Origin of the sequence: Frigoribacterium sp. SL97 (assembly GCF_026625765.1) — a bacterium.
Classification (GTDB): domain Bacteria; phylum Actinomycetota; class Actinomycetes; order Actinomycetales; family Microbacteriaceae; genus Frigoribacterium.
In genome coordinates, this window is sequence record NZ_CP113062.1 from 2,644,485 (window position 1) to 2,667,621 (window position 23,137).

General features: G+C 72.3%; 24 protein-coding genes and 1 tRNA gene. 11 read left to right on the forward strand and 14 right to left on the reverse strand.

The window, feature by feature from the left end:
* Positions 1-205 precede the first annotated feature (205 nt).
* From thrB to argS, 6 genes are all read right to left on the reverse strand, one after another.
* A complete protein-coding gene (thrB, locus tag OVA02_RS13010; RefSeq protein ID WP_123570242.1) occupies positions 206-1,159 on the reverse strand; it encodes a homoserine kinase in 954 nt (317 codons plus the stop codon).
* On the reverse strand, positions 1,156-2,238 hold the full coding sequence (thrC, locus tag OVA02_RS13015) for a threonine synthase (RefSeq protein ID WP_056045920.1): 1,083 nt from the start codon (positions 2,236-2,238) through the stop codon (positions 1,156-1,158). Before thrC ends, thrB begins: the two co-directional genes overlap by 4 nt.
* Entirely contained in the window at positions 2,238-3,569 is a 1,332-nt protein-coding gene (locus OVA02_RS13020) for a homoserine dehydrogenase (RefSeq protein WP_056045923.1), read from the reverse strand. The genes thrC and OVA02_RS13020 overlap by 1 nt, the downstream gene beginning before the upstream one ends.
* 69 nt (positions 3,570-3,638) lie before the next feature.
* Positions 3,639-5,069 carry a diaminopimelate decarboxylase gene (gene lysA, locus OVA02_RS13025; RefSeq protein WP_199859511.1) on the reverse strand — a complete coding sequence of 477 codons (1,431 nt, stop codon included), beginning with the start codon at positions 5,067-5,069 and terminating at the stop codon, positions 3,639-3,641.
* Between the two features lie 67 nt (positions 5,070-5,136).
* On the reverse strand, positions 5,137-5,916 hold the full coding sequence (locus tag OVA02_RS13030) for a DUF2993 domain-containing protein (RefSeq protein WP_123570245.1): 780 nt from the start codon (positions 5,914-5,916) through the stop codon (positions 5,137-5,139).
* 83 nt (positions 5,917-5,999) lie between these two features.
* Positions 6,000-7,661 carry an arginine--tRNA ligase gene (gene argS, locus OVA02_RS13035; RefSeq protein ID WP_123570246.1) on the reverse strand — a complete coding sequence of 554 codons (1,662 nt, stop codon included), beginning with the start codon at positions 7,659-7,661 and terminating at the stop codon, positions 6,000-6,002.
* 64 nt (positions 7,662-7,725) lie between these two features.
* Between argS and OVA02_RS13040 the strand changes: the two genes are divergently transcribed.
* Entirely contained in the window at positions 7,726-8,352 is a 627-nt protein-coding gene (locus tag OVA02_RS13040; protein ID WP_267658645.1) for a hypothetical protein, read from the forward strand.
* A 39-nt stretch (positions 8,353-8,391) separates the two neighbouring features.
* On the opposite strand, the gene OVA02_RS13045 is transcribed toward OVA02_RS13040, so the two are convergent.
* Both OVA02_RS13045 and OVA02_RS13050 read right to left on the reverse strand, forming a co-directional pair.
* Positions 8,392-9,219, reverse strand: a complete 828-nt coding sequence (locus OVA02_RS13045) for a gamma-glutamyl-gamma-aminobutyrate hydrolase family protein (protein ID WP_267658646.1) — start codon at positions 9,217-9,219, stop codon at positions 8,392-8,394.
* A gap of 101 nt (positions 9,220-9,320) precedes the next feature.
* A complete protein-coding gene (locus tag OVA02_RS13050) occupies positions 9,321-10,040 on the reverse strand; it encodes a pyridoxine/pyridoxamine 5'-phosphate oxidase (protein ID WP_158612839.1) in 720 nt (239 codons plus the stop codon).
* 77 nt (positions 10,041-10,117) lie between these two features.
* Between OVA02_RS13050 and OVA02_RS13055 the strand changes: the two genes are divergently transcribed.
* Positions 10,118-10,192 (forward strand) — tRNA-Arg (locus OVA02_RS13055).
* Positions 10,193-10,247: 55 nt separating this feature from the next.
* Here the strand turns inward: OVA02_RS13055 and OVA02_RS13060 are convergent.
* From OVA02_RS13060 to OVA02_RS13070, 3 genes are all read right to left on the reverse strand, one after another.
* The gene (locus tag OVA02_RS13060) at positions 10,248-10,832 is read right to left on the reverse strand and encodes a recombinase family protein (RefSeq protein WP_159825252.1); all 585 of its coding nucleotides are present in this window, start codon (positions 10,830-10,832) and stop codon (positions 10,248-10,250) included.
* Between the two features lie 105 nt (positions 10,833-10,937).
* Complete coding sequence (locus tag OVA02_RS13065; protein WP_148053617.1) at positions 10,938-11,153, reverse strand: hypothetical protein; 216 nt, start codon at positions 11,151-11,153, stop codon at positions 10,938-10,940.
* A 141-nt stretch (positions 11,154-11,294) separates the two neighbouring features.
* On the reverse strand, positions 11,295-12,185 hold the full coding sequence (locus tag OVA02_RS13070) for an EamA family transporter (RefSeq protein ID WP_267658647.1): 891 nt from the start codon (positions 12,183-12,185) through the stop codon (positions 11,295-11,297).
* Between the two features lie 50 nt (positions 12,186-12,235).
* Here OVA02_RS13070 and OVA02_RS13075 point away from each other — a divergent pair, with 50 nt between their 5' ends.
* From OVA02_RS13075 to OVA02_RS13100, 6 genes are all read left to right on the forward strand, one after another.
* Positions 12,236-12,643 carry a hypothetical protein gene (locus OVA02_RS13075; RefSeq protein ID WP_043596924.1) on the forward strand — a complete coding sequence of 136 codons (408 nt, stop codon included), beginning with the start codon at positions 12,236-12,238 and terminating at the stop codon, positions 12,641-12,643.
* 106 nt (positions 12,644-12,749) lie between these two features.
* On the forward strand, positions 12,750-14,762 hold the full coding sequence (locus tag OVA02_RS13080; RefSeq protein WP_267658648.1) for a TPM domain-containing protein: 2,013 nt from the start codon (positions 12,750-12,752) through the stop codon (positions 14,760-14,762).
* Positions 14,763-14,891: 129 nt separating this feature from the next.
* Entirely contained in the window at positions 14,892-15,614 is a 723-nt protein-coding gene (locus OVA02_RS13085; protein WP_056045949.1) for a PspA/IM30 family protein, read from the forward strand.
* The gene (locus tag OVA02_RS13090) at positions 15,611-16,750 is read left to right on the forward strand and encodes a DUF418 domain-containing protein (RefSeq protein WP_267658649.1); all 1,140 of its coding nucleotides are present in this window, start codon (positions 15,611-15,613) and stop codon (positions 16,748-16,750) included. The genes OVA02_RS13085 and OVA02_RS13090 overlap by 4 nt, the downstream gene beginning before the upstream one ends.
* Before the next feature lie 13 nt (positions 16,751-16,763).
* Positions 16,764-17,591, forward strand: a complete 828-nt coding sequence (locus OVA02_RS13095; protein ID WP_307785086.1) for an arginase family protein — start codon at positions 16,764-16,766, stop codon at positions 17,589-17,591.
* Positions 17,588-18,424, forward strand: a complete 837-nt coding sequence (locus OVA02_RS13100) for a crotonase/enoyl-CoA hydratase family protein (protein ID WP_267658650.1) — start codon at positions 17,588-17,590, stop codon at positions 18,422-18,424. The genes OVA02_RS13095 and OVA02_RS13100 overlap by 4 nt, the downstream gene beginning before the upstream one ends.
* 81 nt (positions 18,425-18,505) lie before the next feature.
* Here the strand turns inward: OVA02_RS13100 and OVA02_RS13105 are convergent, their stop codons facing one another.
* Positions 18,506-18,676, reverse strand: a complete 171-nt coding sequence (locus OVA02_RS13105; protein ID WP_043595102.1) for a CsbD family protein — start codon at positions 18,674-18,676, stop codon at positions 18,506-18,508.
* Between the two features lie 193 nt (positions 18,677-18,869).
* On the opposite strand from OVA02_RS13105, the gene OVA02_RS13110 reads away from it, so the two are divergent.
* The 3 genes from OVA02_RS13110 to OVA02_RS13120 are packed head-to-tail and all read left to right on the forward strand — an operon-like array spanning position 18,870 to position 21,441.
* Positions 18,870-20,270: a dihydrolipoyl dehydrogenase family protein gene (locus tag OVA02_RS13110; RefSeq protein WP_267658651.1), complete on the forward strand. Its 1,401-nt coding sequence runs from the start codon at positions 18,870-18,872 to the stop codon at positions 20,268-20,270.
* Positions 20,267-20,623: a Fe-S oxidoreductase gene (locus OVA02_RS13115; protein ID WP_267658652.1), complete on the forward strand. Its 357-nt coding sequence runs from the start codon at positions 20,267-20,269 to the stop codon at positions 20,621-20,623. Before OVA02_RS13110 ends, OVA02_RS13115 begins: the two co-directional genes overlap by 4 nt.
* Positions 20,620-21,441: an SDR family NAD(P)-dependent oxidoreductase gene (locus OVA02_RS13120; protein ID WP_267658653.1), complete on the forward strand. Its 822-nt coding sequence runs from the start codon at positions 20,620-20,622 to the stop codon at positions 21,439-21,441. The genes OVA02_RS13115 and OVA02_RS13120 overlap by 4 nt, the downstream gene beginning before the upstream one ends.
* 73 nt (positions 21,442-21,514) lie before the next feature.
* Here the strand turns inward: OVA02_RS13120 and OVA02_RS13125 are convergent, their stop codons facing one another.
* Both OVA02_RS13125 and OVA02_RS13130 read right to left on the reverse strand, forming a co-directional pair.
* Complete coding sequence (locus OVA02_RS13125; protein WP_056045971.1) at positions 21,515-22,471, reverse strand: siderophore-interacting protein; 957 nt, start codon at positions 22,469-22,471, stop codon at positions 21,515-21,517.
* 12 nt (positions 22,472-22,483) lie between these two features.
* On the reverse strand, positions 22,484-22,912 hold the full coding sequence (locus tag OVA02_RS13130) for an SIP domain-containing protein (RefSeq protein WP_056045975.1): 429 nt from the start codon (positions 22,910-22,912) through the stop codon (positions 22,484-22,486).
* Positions 22,913-23,137: the final 225 nt, after the last annotated feature.

The window sequence follows — 23,137 nt, forward strand, 5'->3', positions numbered from 1 at the left end:
GTTCGCCCCGAGGGGGCGACCCTGTGCCGGCTCTGCCCTGAACGAGCAGCTGCCCGGGATGAGCAGGAGGCCTGGGAGGTGCGGTGCGCGCCGACCAGATCGGCAGACGAACACTGCTAGATGTGCACTACGGGATGTGCGACCCGGGGACTCGAAGACTTGTGACCCCACGCGGTAGCCCCTGCGAAGAACTGCGGGGACGAAGCTAGATGCCCAGGAAATCTGAGTTTTCTACCGGGTGCGGCACCACTGTAGCACCTTTGAGATCGACGGCCAGCATCAACGGACGCCACGCCGAGACGGCGTGTTCGCGCACCAGTTCGGCGGCGAACAAGCGCTGTGCCGGGTCGCTGCCGAGGACCAGGAGGGAGGGGCCGGCCCCCGACACGACGGCCGCGAGACCGGCGTCGCGCAGCATGCGGATGAGGGCGTCGGTCTCGGGCATGGCACTGGCGCGATAGCTCTGGTGCAGGCGGTCCTCGGTCGCCGCGAGCAACAACTCGGGACTCTGCACGAGGGCCGCCACCAGCAGAGCGGACCGCGACACGTTGAACGTGGCGTCCTCGTGCGGAACGGAGGCGGGCTGCAGGCTCCGCGCCAGCTTCGTCGAGAGGGTGGATTCGGGCACGAACACGACGGGCGACACTCCACGGTGCACGAGCAGTCGCTTGTGGGACGGGCCGTGCGAGTTCATCCAGGCGATCGTGAGGCCGCCGAACAGCGCGGGTGCCACGTTGTCGGGGTGACCCTCCATCTCGGTCGCCAGGGCGAGCAGAGCCGCGGAGTCGAGTTCGACCGTGCCCTCGAGCAGTCCCTTGGCGGCCATGATGCCCGAGACGATCGCGGCTGCGGACGACCCGAGTCCCCGGCCGTGCGGGATCGCGTTGCGAGCCCGGAGCCGCAGCCCCGGCAGAGGGACGTCGACCGACGCGAAGGCCGCGGCGACGGCCTGGACGACGAGGTTCGAGCCGTCGGTGGGCACCTGACCGGCCCCGACGCCCGTGACCTCGACCGAGACCCCGGGTTCACCGGTCGCCGTGACCTCGAGCTCGTCGTAGAGAGACAGCGCGAGCCCCAGCGTGTCGAAGCCGGGACCGAGGTTGGCCGAGGTCGCGGGGACCTTGACCAGCACCGAACGCCCGACGACCCCGGGGGTCATGCAGAGGCCGGCGCGAGACCGAGCACCTCGGCCACCCGGGCCGTGTCGCTCGCGACCACGGTCGGTTGCACGTCGCTGCCGTCGGCGCGCCGCAGGGCCCATTGGGGGTCCTTCAGGCCGTGGCCCGTGACGGTGAGCACGACGGTGGCCCCGGCGGGGATGACCCCGGCGTCCGCCCGCTCGAGCAGACCCGCCACGCTGATGGCCGACGCGGGCTCGACGAAGATGCCGACCTCGGCCGAGAGGATCTTCTGCGCGGCGAGGATCGCTTCGTCGGTGATGGCCCCGAACCAGCCGTCGGTCAGGTCGCGCGCCTCGAGGGCGAGCTGCCACGAGGCGGGGTTGCCGATGCGGATCGCGCTGGCGATGGTCTCGGGAGCCTTGACCACCTCACCGGCGACGATCGGCGCCGAGCCGGCGGCCTGGAACCCGAACATGCGCGGCAGCTTGGTGGCGCGGCCGATCTCGAGGTCTTCACGGTAGCCGCGCGTGTAGGCCGTGTAGTTGCCGGCGTTGCCGACCGGGATGAAGTGGAAGTCGGGGGCGTCGCCGAGCACGTCCACGACCTCGAACGCCCCGGTCTTCTGGCCCTCGATGCGGTCGTTGTTGACCGAGTTGACGAGGTGCACCGGGTAGTTGGCGGCGAGGTCGCGTGCGATGTCGAGGCAGTCGTCGAAGTTGCCCTGGATCTGCAGCAGCTGACCGTCGTGCGCGACGGCCTGGCTCAGCTTGCCCATGGCGATCTTGCCCTCGGGGACGAGCACGGCGGCCGTGATGCCGGCGTGGGCGGCGTAGGCGGCGGCCGAGGCGGACGTGTTGCCGGTCGACGCACAGATGACGGCCTTGGCCCCGTGTTCGACGGCCTTCGAGATCGCCATCGTCATGCCGCGGTCCTTGAAGGAACCGGTCGGGTTCATGCCCTCGTACTTGACGTAGACCTTCGCGCCCGTGCGGTTCGACAGGGCCGGAGCCGGGATGAGCGGCGTTCCGCCCTCGCCGAGGGTGACGATCGGGGTGGCGTCGGTGACGTCGAGACGGTCGGCGTATTCGCGCAGGACACCCTGCCACTGGTGGGCCATCAGGCTCCTTCGACTCTCAGCACGCTCGTGACGGAGTTCACGACCGTGGCGTTCTTCAGGGCGGTCACCGTGGCGGCGAGGTCGGACTCGCGCGCCCGGTGGGTGCCGATGATCAGCGTAGCGGTGGCCACGGCGTCGCCCTCGCCCGTGACGCCCGGCGTCGCACCCGACGTCTGTTCGACGTTGTGCACGCTCACGCCGTGGTCGCTGAGCACCCCGGCGACCTCGGCGAGGACGCCCGGCTGGTCCGCCACGTCGAGCGTGATCTGGTACCGCGTGGACACGCGACCGATCGGCAGGACGGGCAGGTTCGCGTGGGTGGACTCGGCGACGCCGGGGCCGCCGATGACGTGGCGTCGCGCGGCCGAGACGAGGTCGCCCAACACGGCGGACGCCGTCTCGACTCCCCCGGCTCCGGCGCCGTAGAACATGAGGTCTCCGGCCGACTCGGCCTCGACGAAGACGGCGTTCTTCGCTCCGTGCACGGCCGCGAGCGGGTGGCTCAGCGGAACGAGCGCCGGGTAGACGCGTGCGCTGACGCCCTCGACGCCGTCGTCGTCGACCAGGCGCTCGCAGATCGCCAGGATCTTCACGACGTACCCGGCCTTGCGAGCCGCGACCACCTGGTCGTGCGTGACGGACGTGATGCCTTCGCGGTGCACGGCGGAGAGGGGCACGGCCGTGTGGAAGGCGAGGCCGGCCAGGATGGCCGCCTTCTGCGCCGCGTCGTAGCCCTCGATGTCGGCCGTGGGGTCCGCCTCGGCGTAACCCAGGGCCGTGGCCGTCGCCAGGGCGTCCTCGAGGCTCGAGCCGTCGGTGTCCATGCGGTCGAGGATGAAGTTCGTCGTGCCGTTGACGATGCCCATGATGCGTTGGACGCGGTCGCCGGCGAGGCTGTCGCGCAACGGGCGGATGATCGGGATGGCACCGGCCACGGCGGCCTCGTAGTACACCTGCGCGCCCACCTGCTCGGCGGCGTCGAACAGCTCGGGACCGTGGCTCGCGAGCAGGGCCTTGTTGCCCGTGATGACGTCGGCCCCCGAGTTGAGGGCCTGCAGCACGTAGCTGCGGGCCGGCTCGAGTCCGCCGATCAACTCGACGACGATGTCGGCGCCGACGATCAGCGACTCGACGTCGGTCGTGAACAGCTCGCGCGGCAGGTCGACGTCGCGCGGCGCGTCGACGTCGCGCACCCCGATGCCGACCAGCTCGAGCCCGGCACCCGCGCGCCCGGCGAAGTCGTCGCCCTGCTCGAGCAGCAATCGCGCCACCTGCGACCCCACGGAGCCGGCGCCCAGCAGGGCGACCCTCACGTTGCGGTATTCGATCATGTCAGTCCGTTCTCGGGTGCTTCGTCGGCGGGGTGCGGTGCTCGCACGAGGTGAGGAGGCGCGGATCGCTCAGTCGAGGCCGGCGTCGCGGGCCAGCAGGTCGGCTTCGCTCTCGCCCCGCACGATCACGCGTGCCCGGCCGTCGCGCACGGCCACGACGGGCGGACGCCCGACATGGTTGTAGTTGCTGGCGAGGCTGTGGCAGTAGGCCCCGGTGGCGGGCACCGCGAGCAGGTCGCCGGGGACGACGTCGCCGGGGAGGTAGTCGGCGAGCACGACGAGGTCGCCGCTCTCGCAGTGCTTCCCGGCGACCCGCACGAGGGCGGGCGGGGCCGAGGAGGTGCGGTTCGCGATGCGCACGGAGTAGTCCGCCGCGTAGAGGGCCGTCCTCGCGTTGTCGCTCATCCCGCCGTCGACGCTGACGTAGCGGCGCACCGCGCTGCCCTCGTCGATCGCGACCGAGACGTCCTTGATCGTGCCGACCTCGTAGAGCGTCGTGCCGGCCGGACCGACGATGACGCGTCCGGGCTCGACCGCGAGGAGCGGCACGTCGACGCCGAGGCGGAGGCACTCCGCCTGGACGATGTCGGCCAGGGCGACGGCGAGGTCGTCGAGCGGGCGGGCGTCGTCGGCGCTCGTGTACGCGATGCCGAAGCCCCCGCCGAGGTTGAGCTCGGGCACCGGGCCGGACGCCAGCAGGTCGGCGTGCACGGCGAGCAGGCGGCGGGCGGCCTCCGCGAAGCCGTCCGAGCCGAAGATCTGCGAGCCGATGTGCGAGTGCAGGCCGACGAACTCGAGCGACGGCTGCCGGCGGATCGAGTCGACGATGTCGGCGGTCTCGGAGAGCGGGACGCCGAACTTCTGGTCTTCGCGGGCGGTGGCGAGGTACTCGTGCGTGGAGGCGTGGACCCCCGAGTTGACCCGCAGGCGCACCCGCTGGACGCGTCCGTGCCGTTCGGCCGCCGCGGCGACCCGTCCGACCTCGGCGGCGTTGTCGAGCACGACGGTGCCGATGCCGGCCTCGACCGTGCGGTCGATCTCGGCGAGCGACTTGTTGTTGCCGTGGAACCCCATGCGGGCGGGGTCGACTCCGGCGGCCCGGGCCACGGCGAACTCGCCGCCGGTGCAGACGTCGACGGCCATGCCCGCCTCGGCCACCCAGCGGGCGACCTCGGCGGAGAGGAACGCCTTGGCCGCGTAGTAGACCGTCGCCGTCGTGCCGATGCGGGCCGCCTCGCGCTCGAACGAGCGGACGGCCTCGACCGCGCGGGCACGGGCGTCGTCCTCGTCGAGGACGTAGAGCGGCGTGCCGTACGACGCCACGAGGTCGGAGACGGTGACGCCGCCGAGCACGAGTTCGCCGTCGGAGGACCGCTGGGCCGTGGCCGACCAGACGGCCGGGTCGAGGGCGTCGGCGTCGGTCGGCTCGTGGAGCCAGGCGGGAGCCAGGGGGTTCGGGGACACGCGGACCTCGGGGGTTCGAAGGACGGGGAACGACATCAGAGCCTACCGACCGCCGAGGTGCGTGACGGCCAGGGTCGTGGCGACATGGTCGCCACACCGGAGGTCAGGAGCAGGACCCCTTGGTGCCGATGCCGCTCGACGAGATCGGCAGGCCGGGCGACGTGACGTCGAGGGTCGCCGCCGACGGCGTGACGTCCACGGCGGTGAGGGTGGTGCCCTGGGGCAGGTACTGCGCGGCGCACACGTCGAAGGCGTAGCCGCCGATGAAGGGGGCGAGGTCGAGCGACACCGACGTGTCCCGCAGCGACGCCGTGGTCGGGGTGAGCGAGATGACCCGGCCCTCGCTCGTGATCGAGGGGGTCGCGACGACGTCCACGGGCACGACCGTGTTCACCAGCGGGATCGTGAAGTCGCGGGCGTAGGTGACCTCTCCGTCGCCGAAGGAGATCGCTCCGCCGCTCTCCTGCACGGCCGCGAGCCCGTTGACGGTCGCCGAGTCGGCGGTGACCGTGCCGGTGATGGCCCCGGTCGATCCGCTCAGGTCGGTCGGCACGTCTCGGACGTCGAAGTCGAACGACAGACCACCCGAGGACCCGGCGGACGAGATGGTGGCCTGCTCGATGGTGCCCTGCACCAGCTGCCAGAGCATCGAGAAGCCGCCGATCTGCACGTCGACGGGACCGGCCGCGTCGCCGAGTTGCTGCGAGATCTGCTTCTCGGCCTGGTCCTCGGCGACCGTCCGCACGACGAGGTCGGCGACCACGGCCAGGATCCCCAGGACGACCACGATCCCGAGCAGGACGAAGACGACGATGCCGAAGCCCCGGCCTCGGCGACGGGCGACGGGCTTGGCCTCGAAGAAGTCGGAGTCGATGTCGCTCATCGGGCCATCTTGTCAGCCGGGTGGCGAGGGACGCTCACGCCGCGCCTCCTGCGGTCGAGACCGAGGAGGCGCGGCGCGCGAGGTCACATGCGGTCGGGTGCCGAGACGCCCAGCAGTCCGAGGCCGTTGCGGATGACCTGGCCCGCCGCGTCGTTGAGCCACAGACGGGTGCGGTGCAGGTCGGTGACCTCGTCGTCGCCGAGCGGTGTGACGCGGCACGTGTCGTACCAGCGGTGGTAGGTGCCGGCGAGTTCTTCGACGTAGCGGGCGACGCGGTGCGGCTCGCGCAACTCGGCGGCCTGGACGACGACGCGGGGCAGCTCGGACAGGGCGCCGAGCAGGGCGCTCTCGGTCTCGTGCGTGAGCAGCGACGCGTCGAACGCGTCCCGCGTCACGCCGGCCGCCTCGGCGTTGCGCCCGACCGCACGGGTGCGCGCGTGGGCGTACTGGACGTAGAAGACGGGGTTGTCGTTGCTGCGCTTCGTGAGCAGGTCGAGGTCGATGTCGATCGAGCTGTTCACCGGGCTGCGGACCAGCGAGTACCTGCCGGCGTCGACGCCGACGGCGTCCACGAGGTCCTCCATCGTGACGACGGTGCCCGCACGCTTGGACATGCGCATCGGTTCGCCGTCGCGCAGCAGGTTGACCATCTGGCCGATGAGGATCTCGAGGTTGACGCCCGGCTCGTCGCCGAACGCCGCGCACATCGCCATCATTCGACCGACGTAGCCGTGGTGGTCGGCGCCGAGCATGATGAGGTTGCGTTCGAAGCCACGTTCGCGCTTGTCGAGGTAGTAGGCCAGGTCGCCGGCGATGTAGGCGGCCTCGCCGTCGCTCTTGACGATGACGCGGTCGCGGTCGTCGCCGAAGTCGGTGGTGCGCAGCCAGGTGGCGCCCTCGGACTCGTAGACGTGCCCGAGCTCGCGGAGCCGGGCGATGGCGCGCTCGACGGCCTGGGATTCGTGCAGCTCGTTCTCGTGGAAGTACACGTCGAAGTCGACGCCGAAGTCGTGCAGGGACGACTTGATGTCGGCGAACATGAAGTCGACGCCGGCGGCGCGGAAGACCTCTTGCGCCTCGTCACGCGGCAGGGCGGCGGCGTCGACGCCGGTCGAGGCCACGACGCGCTCGACGATGTCGCCGATGTACTGCCCGCCGTAGCCGTCGTCGGGGGTGGGTTCGCCGAGTGCGCTGGCCAGGAGGCTACGGGCGAAACGGTCGATCTGCCCACCGTGGTCGTTGAAGTAGTACTCGCGGGTGACGAGCGCGCCCTGCGCCTGGAACACGCGGGCGAGGCTGTCGCCGACCGCTGCCCAGCGCACGCCGCCGAGGTGGATCGGGCCGGTGGGGTTCGCCGAGACGAACTCGAGGTCGATGGTGACGCCCCGGTAGTAGTCGCCGCGACCGTAGGACTCGCCCTGCTCGACGATCGAGCGCGCGAGGAGGCCCGCGGCCGCGGCGTCGAGGCGGATGTTGATGAACCCGGGGCCCGCGACGTCGACGTCGGCGACCCCGTCGACCTCGGCCAGGTCGGCCGCGATGTCGGTGGCGAGCTCACGGGGGTTCGTGCCGACGCGCTTGGCGAACTTCATGGCCACGTTCGACGCCCAGTCGCCGTGCTCGCGGTTCTTCGGACGCTCGAGCGCCACGTCGCCCTCGGTCACCGCCACGTCGACGGTGCCTCGGCGTTCGAGGACGCCCTGGACGACGGCGAGCAGGGACGTGGAGAGTTCGGCGGGAGTCACGAGGGTCGATCTTACCGGGAGGCACGGAGACGACGGCGAGCCCGCCGTCGGTGATGATGGAGGGATGAGCCCCGCCTCGACCCGCTCCCCCGTCGTCCTGCGCACCCTCGTCGTGACGGGTGCCCTCGCCCTGACTCTGACCGCCTGCACGGCACCGTCGCAGGCCGCGCCGAGCGCGACCCCGACCACGGGCGAGGAGTCGTCCTCCACCCCCGTCGCGACGCCGACGGCGGCGGCCACGCGCGAGCTCGTGAGCACCCCGTTCGACGTCGACTGCGGCGAGCTGCTCGATCCAGGCTCGCTCGCCTCCTGGTACCCGGGGTTGACGGCCGTCGCCGACGACGAGGCGAGCGGCGACGCGAGCCGCGACGGCGAGGCCCTGCAGCAGGTCGCCGACGCGGACGGCACGACGTGCACGTGGCAGGACTCCAGCGGCGCCACCGTCACGGTCGGTGTCGCGCACTTCGACGCGGACAGCCTCGACGAGCTGGCCAACGACCTCGTCGCGACCAGCAACTCGGTGCCGACCTTCGGCGTCGAGGGCTACTTCGACACCCCCGGTGAGATCGGCACGGCCGAGGCGTTCTCGTCGCCGGCGTTCGTCGTCGCCCGTTCGACGACCTTCCTCGAACCCGGCGACGCCGAGCCGGTCGTGTCGGCCGTGCTGTCGGCGCTGAAGCAGGTCGACTGAGACCGAGGGCGGGAGGCGCGCTCGGGTGAGGGGCGCGGCCTAGGCGACCAGCGCCTCCTGGTCCGTTCGCGAGGCGGAGGACGCGGCGAGGCGCCCCGCCTCGACGGAGGCGGCCAGGGACGCCAACAGTGCCTCGAGCTGGCCGACCGGGGCTCCTCTGTCTTCGGGGTGCCACTGCACGCCGACGACCGGGGCCGAGTCGTGCTCGACGGCCTCGACGGTGCCGTCGGAGGCGCGGCCGACGACGCGGAGTCCCTGGCCCAGGCGACCGACGGCCTGGTGGTGCGCGCTCTGCACGACCGGCTCGGTGCCCAGGGCCCGCGCGAGGCGACTACCGGGCTCGAGCCCGACGGCGTGCGGGTGCATGAGCTGGTCGACCGGCGCGTCGGGGGTGCGGTGCACCCCGTCGTGGTCGTCCAGGTGTTGCACGAGGTCTCCGCCGAGGGCGACGTTGATCAGCTGGTGGCCGCGGCAGACGCCGAGCAGTGGGGTGCGGCGAGCGACCGCGCGGCGCACGACGGCGAGCTGGGCCTCGTCGGCCACGGGGTCGTGGCGACCCTCCCCCGGGTAGCCGGTCGCGCCTCCGTAGAGACGGGGAGAGAGGTCCTCGCCACCGAGGACGACGATCGCATCGGCGTCGGCGGTCACGCGCAACAGCTCGTCGGTGCCGAGGTCGCCCGCGGCGAAACGCGTCGCCTGCCAGCCCGCGGCCTCGGCGGTCGCGCGGACTCGGGAGTTCATGTCGTCGACGTAGGCGTGGTACTCGGGGGCGTGCGGCCGGTGCCGGGCGACCTCGACCACGGCGAGACGCATCGAGGCGACGGCGGGGTCGCTCGGGCGGGTCGACGGGGCGGCGTACGAGGTCATGGCTCCATGCTGCCGTCGGGACGGGCGCCCTGCCAGGTGCGTGTCGTCGCGTTACGCCGCTGCGGCGGCAGCGGTCGCGCCGCCGGCTCCCTCAGGGGTGGTCAGGGCCACAAGGAGGCGCGGGTCCAGCCGTCGCCGTCGCGGTCGTACCGCAGGCGCACCTGGTCTCGGCCCGTGGTGGCCTGCCAGAACTCGATCGAGGTGGGGTCGACCCGCCAGGCCGTCCAGTCGTCGGGGACGAAGGTGTCGTCGGACTCGATCGTGGCCTTGGCCTCGGCGAGGCGACGCCGCGTCTCGGCCTCGTCGGTGATCGGGCTGCTCTGCGGCTGCGTCATCGCGACGGCGCGCGAGTCGGGGTGGCGAGCGGTGAAGTCCTTCTCGCTGACGTCGCGCGGACCGGGCGTCGCCCGGCCGAGCACGCGGACCTGGCGGCCCTGCTCGCGCCAGTACAGGGTGAGCGCCACCCGGGGGTTCTCGGCGATCTGCCGTCCCTTCGGGCTGATCGACGAGGTCGCGAACCAGAGGGCACCGTCGTCGACGTCCTTGAGGAGCAGGGTGCGGGCCGTGACGTCGCCGTCGGACGACGAGGTCGAGATCACCATGGCGTGCGGCTGGGCGACGTCCTGGTCGACGGCCTCGACGAGCCACGCGACGAACTGGTCGACCGCGTCGTCGGCCACGTCGTCGACGTCGAAGGTGGGCAACTCGGGGTGGAAGACCTTGGCGGAGCGGAGACGCTCGCGCAGCGTCGGACCCTCGGGGTCGGTGCGGTCGGAACGGGTGCCGGAGTCGGCTCGGTCGGTGCTGGTGTCGTCGGTCACTCCCCCACGATGCACCTCCCGCGGCGGGGCCGTCCCAGGCCGGACCGATTCGCTGCTAACCTGGACGACGTTCCCGGGCCCCCATAGCTCAGGGGATAGAGCACTGCCCTCCGGAGGCAGGGGCGGCAGTTCGAATCTGCCTGGGGGCACCACTTGTTCTCTCGATGCGACGGCCTTCCGATGCCGCGGTCGAACGGAGCCGGCAGGTCAGTCGGACTGCTGGCGGCGGGCGCGGTCGGCGTCGTCGCGGTCGAGCTCGCGACGCAGGACGCGTTCGGGGACGGCGACGTGCTCGGCGGCCTCGCGCATGCTCGCTCCCCCGGCCCGTAGCTGACGGGCCGCGTCGAGGCGGCGTCTCGAGACGGGGGGCTTCGGGGTCTGCGCCACCCGCGCCTCCTGCCGTTTGCGGGTCTCGGCACGGTGCAGCTCACCGCCGACCTGCTCGTCGAAGCGGGCCAGGGCGGCGGTGACGCGGAAGAAGAAGCGGCCGTAGGCGTTGAGCTCGTCGATCTGCTCGTCGATCGAGCGGAAGGCGACGCCCAGGGCGTCGAGGGTCGCCATCACCCCCACCAGCTCGGCCACCGAGCGGCCGATCCGGTCGACGTTCGTCACGACGAAGACGTCGCCTTCCCGCAGGCTGCCGATCGCCTTGGCGAACTCGGGGCGGGACTGCCTGGTGCCGGTGGCGTGGTCGACGAAGACCCGTTCGCACCCGCCCGCCCGCAGGCGCTCCTCCTGGCGATCGGACGACGGGTCGTCTCGCGAGATGCGGGCGTACCCGACGACGGTCACGGTGGGCCTTCCGGCGAGGCGAGGGTGGACAGAGAGGTGAGGCCCCGCCGACGGCGAGGCCTCGAGGACGTCCGCCCGGAGGCGTGCGTCAGTGGTGGGTCGAACTCAACTGTAGGTGAGCGCGATCACCGCGACGTCGAGCGTGCGGTACGAACCCTCACGCCGGACGGCGGTGCGGACGCGCCCCCGCAGCACCTCGAACAACCCGTCGGACTCGTGCACGAACCCGATCACCCCGGCGGTCGGCGTCGACACGCGGTGGAATCCGTCGCCCAGGGGGACGACCTCCGCTCGGGACGTGCGCTCCAAGACAGCACCCATGATGTCTCCTTCTTCGTTCTCCGGCCCTCGTACCGGGCCGTGATCGCAGCGTACCCCGCATCTGGGGTACAAGTCCCCGTGGGGTTGTCAGACTGGGCCTCTGACTCGTTCCTCGGACAGGCGCGAGGCCTCGCCGTCCGATCAGGCCGGCGGAGCCTCGGGCAGGGCCCCACGACGCCGCCGGCGACCGGCCGCGATCGTGACGCCGACGCTCGCCGCCGTGACGCAGGCGAGGGCGACGACCTCGCGCACCCCGAGTGCCTCGCCGAGCACGACGAGGCCGGCCAGGGCAGCCACCGCCGGCCCCAGGCTCGACAGGACGCCGAACACGCGCGTCGGCAGCCTCCGCAGCGCCACCGACTCGAGCGCGTACGGGATCGCGGAGGTGAGGGCGGCCACCACGAGGAAGACGAGCAGGAGGCGCGGTTCGGCCCGGACGGCCACCGTCGCGTCGTGCGCCCCGAACGGGACGACCACGAGGGCGGCGACCAGCATCGCGGTCGCGAGGGCGCCCATCGGGTCACGGCCTCGCCCCAGGGCGGCGTTCGCGAGGATGTAGCAGGCCCAGAACGCCCCCGCGCCGAGGGCGAGCAGCACGCCGACGACGGGGATCGCCCCGGTCGAGTCGGAGCCGAGCAGCACGACCCCGGCGAGGGCGAGCAGGGCCCAGGCCGCGTCCCACCAGCGTCTCGTCTGCACGAGTGCCACGACCAGCGGACCGAGGAACTCGAGGGTGACCGCGACCCCGAGCGGTACGACGTCGATCGCGAGGTAGATGAGCGAGTTCATCCCGGCGAGGGCGAGACCCAACAGGACCACGCCCAGCCACGTTCGACGGGGCCATCGCCAGGGGCGCGGTCGGAAGACGAGCACCAGGAGCGTCGCACCGAAGGCGAGGCGCAGGCTGGCGGCGCCCAGGGGTCCCAGGGCCTCGAAATGCGTCTTGGCGAGGGCGGCCCCGAACTGCACCGAGACGATCGCCGCGACGGCGAGCAGGGGCGACGGCACACGGCCGAGGGGGCTGGGGTTCACGGGGCTCCGGGTTCGTCACGGGGTGCGCGGCGGCACAGTACGATCGTGGCATGAGCGACGCCTTCTCCGTCATCTCGCCGGTGGTGGAGCTCTTCGGCTGGTTCGGGTTCATCGTCGGCACGCCCTTCCTCCTGGCCGGGTGGGTGCTCCGGCGCCGAGCGACCCGCCTCGAGAGCACCGTCGGCGTGGTCATCCCGCCGCCCGACTGGGCCCGTGCCGCCACCGCCCGATGGATGGACGTCGACGGGCAGCTGCACGAGACGCAGTTCGGCGACGTCCCGGTGACGACGCCGCTCGAGACCGAGCTCACCGTGCACTACGACCCCGACCGACCCCACCGGGCCCGCGTCCACCCCCCGCACGACGACGGACGGGCGCCCCGCACCGTGGGGGTGGTGCTCTACGCCGTCGGGGCGGTCTGTGCCGTCGCGTCGGTGGGCCTGCTCTTCGTCTCCTGACCCGTCTCGCGGCCGGTTCGACGTCACCCCCTGCGGGCACAGGGCACCCCGGGCGGTCTGACGGGGGCCGTCGATAGACTCCCCCGCAACGAGCGAGGGGAGCGTCGTGAGCACGAGATCCACGACCGGCCGACGACCGGCGAGACGAACGGTGACCGCCGTCGCCGCGGCGGTCCTGGCCGTGGTCGGCACGATCGCCTTCGGTGCGGTCCCGGCCCAGGCCGTCGAACCGGTCGAGTTCTCGGGCGCCTACGTGGTCGACCAGGCCGACGTGCTGTCGAGCGCGGACGAGGCCGAGGTGACCGACGCACTCGACCGGCTCGCGACCGACACCGGCGTCAACCTCTTCGTCGTCTACGTCGACTCCTTCTCCTCGCCTTCCGACCGCACGGCCTGGGGCGAGGCGACGGCCTCCCTGAACCAACTGGGTGCGAACGACGTGCTGCTCTCGGTGGCGGTCGACGACCAGTTCTACGACCTCTCGGCCGACACGTCCGTGATCTCGGAATCCGACCGGCAGGCGCTGCAGACCGACGTCGTCGTGCCCGAGCTGCGTGACGGCGACTGGGCCGGTGCCGCCGTCGCCCTCGCCGACGGCATCCGCAGCGACGAGGCCGGGCCCGACCTCAGCTGGGTGCTCTGGGCGCTGCTCGTGCTGGTCCTCGTCGCGGCGGCCGTCGCCGTCGTCGTCGTGGTCCGCCGGGCACGACGTCGACGCAGCGAGTCCGATGCGCAGAAGGCCCGCCAGGACGAACTCGACAAGCGTGCCGCGCGGGTGCTGGTCGCCCTCGACGACGAGTTGACCGCAGGCGCACACGAGGTCGGTTTCGCGGCGGCACAGTTCGGGGACGACGCGGCCCGGCCGTTCGCCGAGGCGCTCGACGCGGCCCGGGTGCACGCCCGCGAGGCGTTCGCCCTGCAGCAGAAGTTGGACGACTCCGTCCCCGACTCCCCCGAACAACGCCTCGAGTGGACCACCCGCATCATCGAGTTGTGCGAGGCGGCCGACGCGTCGCTCGCCGAGCAGTCCGCCGCGTTCGACGAGCTGCGTGAGGCCGAGGGGCGGGCGCCGAGCGACGTGGCGGCCCTCCCCGGCGAGGTCGCGACCCGACGAGCCCGGCTCGCCTCGGCCCGCACCCTCATCGGCGAGCTGACCACGATCTACTCGGCGCGGGCGGTCGCGTCGATCGACCAGAACGACGACCAGGCCGACCGTCTGCTCGAGTTCGCCGACGAGAGGGCCGGTACGGCGGCGACCGCGCTGGCGTCGTCCTCCACGTCGGAGGCCGTCATCGCCGTCCGAGAGGCCCGTCAGGCCCTGGCGCAGGTCGACCAGCTGCTCAGCGCGGTCGACGGGGCCGCCGAGTCGCTGCGGACGGCGGGCAGCACCATCTCGGCCATGACCCTCGACCTGCGGCAGGACATCGCGACGGCCGAGGGGCTGCCCGACGGTTCGGCCCCGCAGGGCGTCGACGTCGCCGGCTCCGTCTCGGCTGCGCGGGCCTCCATCGCGCTGGCCGAGACGACGACCGACGACCCGCTCGCCGTCGTCGCCTCGCTCGGTGCTGCCAACGACCGCATCGACCAAGTGCTGGCGGCCGTGCGCGACGACTCCGAGAAGCAGCGCCGGGCCCAGGCGGCCCTCGACCAGGCGCTGCTGACCGCGCGGAGTCAGATCAGCGCCACCCGCGACTTCATCGAGACCCGTCGCGGCGGCATCGGCCCGCAGCCGCGCACCCGGTTGTCCGAGGCCGAACGTCACCTGGCCACCGCGGTGTCGCTCGCGACGTCCGACCGCGACGCCGCACTGTTCGAGGCCCACCAGGCCGTCCAGTTGTCTCAGGCCGCAGCCGCCGGTGCCGAGGCCGACGTCTCGTCCTACCAGCAGGCGAGCCCGTTCGGCGGCGGAGTCGGCACGCGGGGGTCGGCCGGGGCCGATCTCGGCGGCATCGTCACCGGCATGCTGCTCGGTGGACTCTTCAGCGGGGGTGGCGGCGGCGGCTTCGGCGGTGGCGGCGGAGGCTTCGGCGGGGGTGGCGGCGGCTTCGGTGGGGGCGGTGGCTTCGGCGGCGGGGGTGGCGGCGGAGGCGGCCGCCGCTCGGGCGGCGGCCGGTTCTAGGGTCCGCCCGTCACGGTCCACGGCCCCGTTCCGCCCCAGCCGTTCCATCCGCCCCCTCAGCCCCGAGACAGCAGCACGACCGACAAGACGAGCACCACCCCACGGCACCACCTCTCGAAAGGACGCACCATGGCAAAGCAGTCGATCTTCGGACGCATCGCGCAACTGACCCGCGCGAACATCAACAGCCTGCTCGACCAGGCCGAGGACCCCAGCAAGATGCTGGACCAGATGGTCCGCGACTACACCAACAGCATCGCCGAGGCCGAGGAAGCCGTCGCGACCACCATCGGCAACCTGCGCCTCCTCGAGCAGGACCACGCCGAGGACGTCGCCGCCGCCGCGGACTGGGAGCGCAAGGCCCTAGCAGCGAGCAACAAGGCCGACGAGCTGCGCTCGTCGGGCAACACGGTCGACGCCGACAAGTTCGACGCCCTCGCTCGCGTGGCCCTCGGCAAGCAACTGCAGAGCGAGAAGGAGGCGAAGACGGCAGAGCCGCAGATCGCCTCCCAGACGGACGTCGTCGACAAGCTCAAGACGGGGCTGGGCGGCATGCGGTCCAAGCTCGACCAGCTCGCCGCCAAGCGCGACGAACTGAACGCGCGCTCGAAGACCGTCGAGGCCCAGACCAAGGTCGCCGACGCCGTCCAGAGCATCGACATCCTCGACCCGACGAGCGAGATCAGCCGCTTCGAGGACAAGGTCCGCCGCGAGGAGGCCAAGATGCTCGGTCGTCAAGAGCTCGCAGCCTCGAGCCTCGACGCCCAGTTCGAAGGCCTCGACGACCTCGGGGAGCAGACCGAGGTCGACGCCCGCCTCGCCGCCCTCAAGCTCGGCGCGCTCGACAAGTGAGCCAGCCGCCGCCCGTCACGCCTGCGCCGGCGGACGTCCCGCCGGTGCAGGCGCGCCGGGCGGCACCCCGCCTGATGGGCGTCGACGTCGCCCGCGGCCTCGCCGTGCTCGGCATGTTCGCCGCCCACATGTGGCCGCGGCCGCTGCTCGACGAGCGCGTCTTCGACGGGCGGTCGGCGATCCTCTTCGCGACCCTCGCCGGCGTCTCGCTCGGTCTGATGTCGGGAGGCGCCCAGCCGACGCCCCGTGGCGGTCGAGGGCGGGTCGTCGGTGGGATCGCCATCCGGGCGGGCCTGCTCGTCGTGCTGGGCCTCGCGTTGCAGGCCTGGAACCCGTACCTCCTGGTGATCCTGCCCTACTACGGCGTGATGTTCGTCCTGGCACTGGGGCTGCTCTTCGCCCCCCGGGCCGTACTGTTGGCGGCCGCCGCCCTGCTCGCCGTCGTGGCCCCGTGGCTGGCCTCGTCCGTCCCCGTCGACGCCTACGGCGACACCGCGGTGTCCGGCGCCGCCGGCCTGGCGACCCAGGCCCTGCTCGTCGGCGCCTACCCGGCGCTGGTCTGGACGCCCTTCCTGCTCGTCGGTCTCGTCGCGGCTCGTTCCGACCTGATCCGCACCCGGACCCAGGTCACGCTGATCGTCGCCGGGACGTCGGCCGCGATCGTGGGGTACGCGGCGCGGTTCCTGCCCGGCGCCTCCTCGATCCCCTGGTTCGACCCGGCCGACCACGAAGGCATGCCCGCCGAGATCGTCGGCTCGGGCGGCGTCGCCGCCGCCGTGCTCGGACTGCTCCTGCTCGCCACCACCCCGCGTCGTCCCGTGACGCCCGAGGGTCGGGGACGAGGAGGCGCGGCTGCGGTCGTCCGCACCGTCCTCCGGCCCCTCGCGGCCACGGGCGCGCAACCGCTCACCGTCTACGCGGCCCACGTGCTGATCACCGCGCCGCTGTTCACCGTGTACCGGTTGTCCGACCCGGCCGCCGCCTACGGTCTGCCCCTGGGCCACCTGGTCGTCGCCGTCGTCCTCACGCTCGTCTACGCCACCCTCTGGCAACGGTACGTCGGGCGCGGGCCGCTGGAGCGTGCCGTCGGGGCGCTGAGTCGTCCCTGGGCCTGGAGCACGGGCCCCCGCCCGTGACAGACTGACGCGCGTGAGGTTCGTCGTGGTTCCACAGTGGCAGGGTTCTCCGTCGTCGCGCGCCATGCGGCTCGCCGAGGGTGCGTACGCCGTCCTCGGAGACCTGCCGTCGACGGCCACCACCCTGGTCGAGGTCCCGGTGGGTGCGGGCGACTCGCTCGGCACGCGGGTGCACCGGCTCTCGTCGGTGCTCACCATCGCCGAGTCGGTCGGACGCGAGCTGCGGGCCGACGACTCCCCCGCGATCGTGGTGGGCGGCGACTGCGGCGTCGAGTTCGCCGCGGTCCGCCACGCGGTCACCCCCCGCACCGCCGTGGTCTGGTTCGACGCGCACCCCGACCTCCACAGCCCGCGCAGCAGCGAGAGCGGTGCCTTCAGCGGCATGGTGCTGCGGGCCCTGATCGGTGACGCCACCGAGGACCTCCCGACCATCGGCCCCGGTCCGACGCCCGAACCGCTCGACCCCGCCCGGGTCGTGCTCGCCGGGGCTCGCAGCTACGACGACGCGGAAGACCGCTACATCGAGAGCCGCCACGTCCCCACGGTGTCGTCGCTGGACTTCGACCCGGCCGAGGTGGTCGCCGCCGTCGAGGCGTCCGGCGCCACCGAGGTGTACCTCCACGTCGACCTCGACGTGCTGGACCCGGGGGTGATCGAGGGCCTCCTCGACCCCCAGCCGTTCGGTCTCGAGCTCGGGGTGTTGATCGAGACGATCACGGCCCTGAAAGAGCGCTTCTCCCTGGTCGGCGCGGGCCTGTGCTCGTTCGCGCCGGTCGACGCCGAAGCCGCCTCCGACGACATGGGCCCGATCCTGCGCATCCTCGGAGCCCTGTCCCGATGAGTGCGGGCCCCCCGAGCGCCGACCCGGCCGACCCCGCCGCCTCCGCCGCCGACCGTCCGCGCGTGACGGTGGAGCGGGACGGCCACGTGCTGCTGATCGGCCTCGACCGGCCCGAGAAGCGCAACGCGGCCGACCTGCGGATGCTGCGCGAACTGGCCCTGGCCTACGGCGAACTCGACCGCGACCCCGACCTGCGGGTGGGACTGCTCTTCGCCCACGGCGACCACTTCACCGCGGGACTCGACCTCGGCGACGTCGTGCCCGCGGTCACCGCGGAGGGCCTCGACGTGGTCCCCGAGGGTGGTCTCGATCCGTGGCAGGTCCACGGTCGCCAGGTGGGCAAGCCCGTGGTGATGGCCGTGCAGGGGACCTGCTTGACCCTCGGGGTCGAGCTCGCCCTGGCGAGCGACGTCGTGGTGGCGAGCCGGGACGCCCGCTTCGGTCAGATCGAGGTGAGCCGCGCCATCCTCCCCTTCGGTGGCGCGACGATCCGCCTCCCCCGCCGGGTCGGTTGGGGCGACGCGATGCGGTACCTGCTGACCGGCGACCTCCTCGACGCCGAGGAGGCGCGGCGCATCGGACTCGTGCAGGACCTGGTGGACGTCGGGTCCGCATTCGACCACGCCCGCGACCTGGCCCGTCGCATCGCCGCCCAGGCGCCCCTGGCCGTGCAGGCCACCCTGGCGAACGCCCGGCTCGCGGTCCGTGACGGCGACGCCGCGGCCGAGGCCCGCCTGCAGCCCGAGCTCGTGCGGCTGCTCGCCACCGACGACGCCCGGATCGGGTTCGAGGCCTTCGTCTCGCGGACCGTCGCCGAGTTCACGGGACGGTGACCGCGCCTCCTCGGTCGTGGGCACACGAAAGAACCCGCCCACCCCGAGGGGTGGACGGGCCCGAGAACGAGGCGGATCGGCCTACTTGAAGACGTCCTTGACGTCCTCGCCGACCTTCTTGGCGGAGGCACCGGCCTGGTCCTTCTGACCTTCGGCCTTCAGCTCGTCGTCGCCCTTGCGGTCGCCGAGAGCTTCTTTCGCCTTGCCGGCGATGTCCTGAGCGGCGTTCTTGATCTTGTCGTCGAGTCCCATGTGTGCCTCCTCGTAGGTTGACGCGCTCCCCCGCAACGATCGCGGTGGTGCGCTGATGTGAGGGACGCTACCCGTGCCTCCCGGATCTCGCTCGTGCCGTTCAGGAAAGACCCAGCAGGGTTTCACGAAACGGCCACGTCCGCCCGGGGACCCGCCTGAGAACGCCAGGCCCCGGGCGACTAGCGTCGGGGCCATGACGACTTATGACCTCATCGTGATCGGAGCCGGCGCTGTCGGCGAGAACGTGGCCGACTACGCCACCCGCAACGGCCTCAAGGTGGGGCTCGTGGAAGCCGAGCTCGTCGGGGGCGAGTGTTCGTACTGGGCCTGCATGCCGTCGAAGGCGCTGCTCCGCTCGAGCGCCGTCGTCCGTGCGGCGAAGTCGCTCGACGGGGCCAAGCAGGCCGTGACCGGTGACGTCGACGTCGCCGCCGTGCTGCGTCGCCGCGACTCGTTCACCAGCAACTGGGACGACTCGGGCCAGGCCGACTGGGTCGAGGGCGCCGGCATCGACCTGATCCGCGGGCACGCCACCATCACCGGCGTCAAGGAGGTGACGGTGAACGGCGAGGTGCACCACGCGACGTACGCCGTCGCCGCGGTGACCGGTTCGTCGGCGCTCCTGCCCGACATCCCCGGCCTCGCCGAGGCGAAGCCCTGGACCAGCCGTGAGGCCACGAGCGTCGAGTCGATGCCGCAGAGCGTCGTCATCGTCGGCGGTGGCGTCGTCGCCGCCGAGATGGCCACGGCGTACCAGCAGCTCGGCTCGACCGTCACCCTGATCGCCCGCAGTGGTCTGCTGGGTGGCCAGGAGCCCTTCGCCGGCGAACTCGTGGCCGACTCGCTGCGGGGTCTCGGCGTCGACGTGCGCCTCGGGGTCTCGCCCTCGACCGTGCTGCGCACCGAGCACGACACGGTCGAGGTCACCCTCGACGACGACTCCACGGTCGTCGCCGACGAGATCATCGTCGCGACCGGCCGTGTCCCCCGCACCTCCGACCTCGGCCTCGAGAACGTCGGGCTCACCCCGGGCGACTGGCTCGACGTCGACGACACCATGCTCGTCAAGGGCACCGACTGGCTCTACGGCGTCGGCGACGTCAACCACCGCGCCCTGCTCACCCACCAGGGCAAGTACCAGGCCCGCGCCGCCGGCGAGGTCATCGCCGCCCGCGCCTTCGGAAAGCCCGTGCACGCCGAGCCGTGGGGTGCACACGTCGCGACCGCCGACGACACAGCAGTGCCGCAGGTCACCTTCACCGACCCCGAGGTCGCGAGCGTCGGCCTCACGGCCGACGCCGCCGGCAAGCGAGGCATCGACGTCAAGGTCGTGGACTACGACCTCGCCGCGGTCGCCGGTTCGGCGATCCACTCGGACGAGTACAAGGGCCAGGCGCGGCTGGTCGTCGACGAGTCCCGCGGGGTGATCGTCGGCGCGACCTTCGTCGGCCCGGACGTCAGCGACCTGCTGCACGCCGCCACGATCGCCGTCGTCGGCGAGGTGCCGATCGACCGGCTGTGGCACGCCGTCCCGTCGTACCCGACGGTGAGCGAAGTCTGGCTGCGCCTGCTCGACGCCTACGGCCGTCCGTGAAGAACCCCCTGCTCGACTCCCCGATCTCGAGACTCGGCTGCGCCTGGGCGACGGTCGTCGGTCTCGCGGTCGGGGTGCCGCTCAGCGTGGGGCGGGTCCGCATGGTCGGTGACCTGATCGTGTGCAGCGGCCTGCCCCGCTGGGCGTTCAAGCGGGGAGGCACCTGTGTCGGTCGGGTCTACCTGACCCGGGACAACGACGGGCCACGCGTCCTCGAACACGAGGCCGTGCACGTCCGTCAGTGGCAGAGGTACGGCATGCTGATGCCCGTACTGTACTTCCTGGCCGGCAGCGACCCGCTGTCGAACAGATTCGAGATCGAGGCCGGCCTCGAGAAGGGCGGATATCGATGACCCGCACCGTGATCATCACCGGGGCGAGCAGCGGCATCGGCCGCGAGGCCGCCCGCGAACTCGCGAAGGGCGGCGCCGAGATCGGCGTCGTCGGACGCAACCCGGAACGCACCCAGGCGGTCGCCGACGAGGTGGGCGGGACGGCCTTCCTGGTCGACTACGACCGGCTCGACGACGTCCGGTCGTTGGCCGACCGGTTGCTGGAGCGCTATCCCCGCATCGACGCCCTCGCCAACAACGCCGGAGGTCTCGTCAGCGAACGAGGCCTCACCGCGGACGGGTTCGAGCGCACCCTCCAGTCGAACCACCTCGCACCGTTCCTCCTGACCAGGCTCCTCCTGCCCCGCCTCGTCGAGAGCGGTGGCCGGGTCGTGTCGACGGCCAGCGCGGCCAACCTGCTCGGGCACGTCCGACTCGACGACCTCAACTGGTCGAAGCGTCGATGGGCCGGGGGCTGGCGTCAGTACGGCACGACCAAGATCGAGACCGTCCTGTTCATCCGTGAACTGGCGAAGCGCACGGGCCTCGACGCGTTCTCGTTCCACCCGGGCATCGTGATGACCGGCTTCGGCTCGGATTCACGCTCGATGCGGGTCGCGAACGTCCTGACCAACGGCAACTACGGCATCTCGGCGTCGGCCGGCGCCGTGCCGTTGATCCAGCTCGCCGGGCCCACGACGATCTCGGTCGAGAGCGGCACCTACTTCGACCAGCTGTCGCCGCACGGTCGCCTGCACCGCCAGGCCACCGATCCCCTGCTCGCCGAGGCCCTCTGGGAGCGCACCTCCGAGCTCGTCGGTGTGCCCGCCGAGGTCTAGGCGCGACCACGATACGAGACGAAGGAGGCGCGACCGACGTGGTCGCGCCTCCTTCGTCGTCGAGGGCCTGGCCTCAGGACTCGGACTTGCCGACCCGCCAGTAGCCCATGAAGGCGACCTGGCGCCGGTCGATGCCGACCTCGCTGACGAGGAAGCGTCGGAGCGTCTTGATCGCCCCCGCCTCGCCGGCGAACCAGGCGTACAGGTCGGAGCTGACGGCGGTGCCGCGCGGATCGTCGCCCTGCGGGACGTCCCAGAGGATGTCGTGCTCGATGTCGACCTCGCTCACCTCGACGCCGTGGTGCCAGGCGGTCACGTAGCGGGCGGTCCAGCGGCGGACGGCGACCACCAGGGCCTCGCCGTGACCGGACGTGGCGTCTCGCCTCGGCAGCCAGTGGACGTCGACCCCGGGAGGCGCGACGAGGTCGAGCTCGTCGGCCGCGGTCGGGATCTCGATGAAGACGCACCCCCGGGCGTCGACCGGCAGGGCCTCGACGATGGAGCAGATGGCCGGGGCCGCCGTCTCGTCGCCGGCCAGCAGCACGGTGCGCGCGTCACCCGGTGACCACTCGACGCCGCTGCCGGTGACGCCGCTCGTCGCGTCGGGCCCGATCAGCATGAGTTCGTCACCGACGCGCGCGCGCCCGGCCCAGGCCGAGGCGGGGCCGGTGTCGCCGTGGCAGACGAAGTCGACGTCGACCTCGCGCCTCTCGGGGCGGGCGGCCCGGGCCGTGTAGGTGCGGAAGGCGTTCTGCTGCTCGGGCGGCAGGGCGCGCCACGAGGCGTACCAGTCGTCGGTCGGGAACGTGTCGTAGCCGGTGGCCTCGAGGGGCAGGACGACCTTGATGCGCTGGTCGAGGCCGTCGACGCCGAAGTCGCCCAGGTCGTCACCGGTGAACGTGATGCGCACGAACGACGGAGCGAGCCGACGCACGGCCGCGACCCGGACGCGGTAGGGGCGGTGGGCCGGCTTCGCCGGTCGTTCGACGGTGGCGGCGGACGTGGACGTGCCCGGGGACGTGATCGTCATCGAGGGAGCCGGTCAGGCCGCGGCGGGGGTGCCGACGTGGAAGAGCTGGTGCAGGTCGTGCCGCAGGTCGTAGGCGAACGAGGGCGGGCCGCCGATCCAGACGACGTGGTCACCCGTCGCGACGGTCTCGGGTTCGACGTACATCTCGCCGAGCCACGCACGGACCGCCCGCTCGAGGGCCTGGCCGGGGGCGCAGGCGGTGCCGGTGCCGGGCACGCCCGAGCGGCGGTCCCGCGCGAGCCAGGTGACCGTGACGCGACCCGGCGAGGCGAGCGGCACGACGTCGGCAGCGCTCTCGACCTCGACGAACACCTGGCCCCTCGCGCAGATCGGCAGGACCGAGAGCATCTCTCGCAGGACGGGGATCGAGGTCGCGTCGGCGGCGAACAGGACGCGCAAGGCGTCGTGCGGCAGGGGCGGGTTCTGGTCTACGAAGAGCATGACCCCTTCAATATAGGTAAGGCTTGCCTCATCCGCCACACGGGTCTCTCGATTGACAGCGACCTCGCTGCCGTGATGGTAAGTTCTGACGGGTTCGGGAGTCCGTCAGCGACGCCCGGCGCAAGGGGCCGTGCCGTGTCCGACAGCAACACGGTGACGGATCGCGTGGACCGGTTCAGCAGCGACCGGGACTCCCCCGCCGAACGACCGAGGGGCTCTCCCGCG

Excerpts from the sequence above, each read along its gene's own strand:
- OVA02_RS13100 (WP_267658650.1), top strand. The coding sequence starts at position 17,588 with ATGAGTGCGGGCCCCCCGAGCGCCGACCCGGCCGACCCCGCCGCCTCC.
- OVA02_RS13040 (WP_267658645.1), top strand. The coding sequence starts at position 7,726 with ATGAGCCCCGCCTCGACCCGCTCCCCCGTCGTCCTGCGCACCCTCGTC.
- OVA02_RS13120 (WP_267658653.1), top strand. The coding sequence starts at position 20,620 with ATGACCCGCACCGTGATCATCACCGGGGCGAGCAGCGGCATCGGCCGC.
- lysA (WP_199859511.1), bottom strand. The coding sequence starts at position 5,069 with ATGTCGTTCCCCGTCCTTCGAACCCCCGAGGTCCGCGTGTCCCCGAAC.
- OVA02_RS13130 (WP_056045975.1), bottom strand. The coding sequence starts at position 22,912 with ATGCTCTTCGTAGACCAGAACCCGCCCCTGCCGCACGACGCCTTGCGC.
- thrB (WP_123570242.1), bottom strand. The coding sequence starts at position 1,159 with ATGACCCCCGGGGTCGTCGGGCGTTCGGTGCTGGTCAAGGTCCCCGCG.
- OVA02_RS13105 (WP_043595102.1), bottom strand. The coding sequence starts at position 18,676 with ATGGGACTCGACGACAAGATCAAGAACGCCGCTCAGGACATCGCCGGC.
- OVA02_RS13065 (WP_148053617.1), bottom strand. The coding sequence starts at position 11,153 with ATGGGTGCTGTCTTGGAGCGCACGTCCCGAGCGGAGGTCGTCCCCCTG.
- OVA02_RS13045 (WP_267658646.1), bottom strand. The coding sequence starts at position 9,219 with ATGACCTCGTACGCCGCCCCGTCGACCCGCCCGAGCGACCCCGCCGTC.
- OVA02_RS13030 (WP_123570245.1), bottom strand. The coding sequence starts at position 5,916 with ATGAGCGACATCGACTCCGACTTCTTCGAGGCCAAGCCCGTCGCCCGT.
- OVA02_RS13125 (WP_056045971.1), bottom strand. The coding sequence starts at position 22,471 with ATGACGATCACGTCCCCGGGCACGTCCACGTCCGCCGCCACCGTCGAA.
- OVA02_RS13075 (WP_043596924.1), top strand. The coding sequence starts at position 12,236 with ATGAGCGACGCCTTCTCCGTCATCTCGCCGGTGGTGGAGCTCTTCGGC.
- OVA02_RS13020 (WP_056045923.1), bottom strand. The coding sequence starts at position 3,569 with ATGATCGAATACCGCAACGTGAGGGTCGCCCTGCTGGGCGCCGGCTCC.
- OVA02_RS13085 (WP_056045949.1), top strand. The coding sequence starts at position 14,892 with ATGGCAAAGCAGTCGATCTTCGGACGCATCGCGCAACTGACCCGCGCG.
- thrC (WP_056045920.1), bottom strand. The coding sequence starts at position 2,238 with ATGGCCCACCAGTGGCAGGGTGTCCTGCGCGAATACGCCGACCGTCTC.
- OVA02_RS13110 (WP_267658651.1), top strand. The coding sequence starts at position 18,870 with ATGACGACTTATGACCTCATCGTGATCGGAGCCGGCGCTGTCGGCGAG.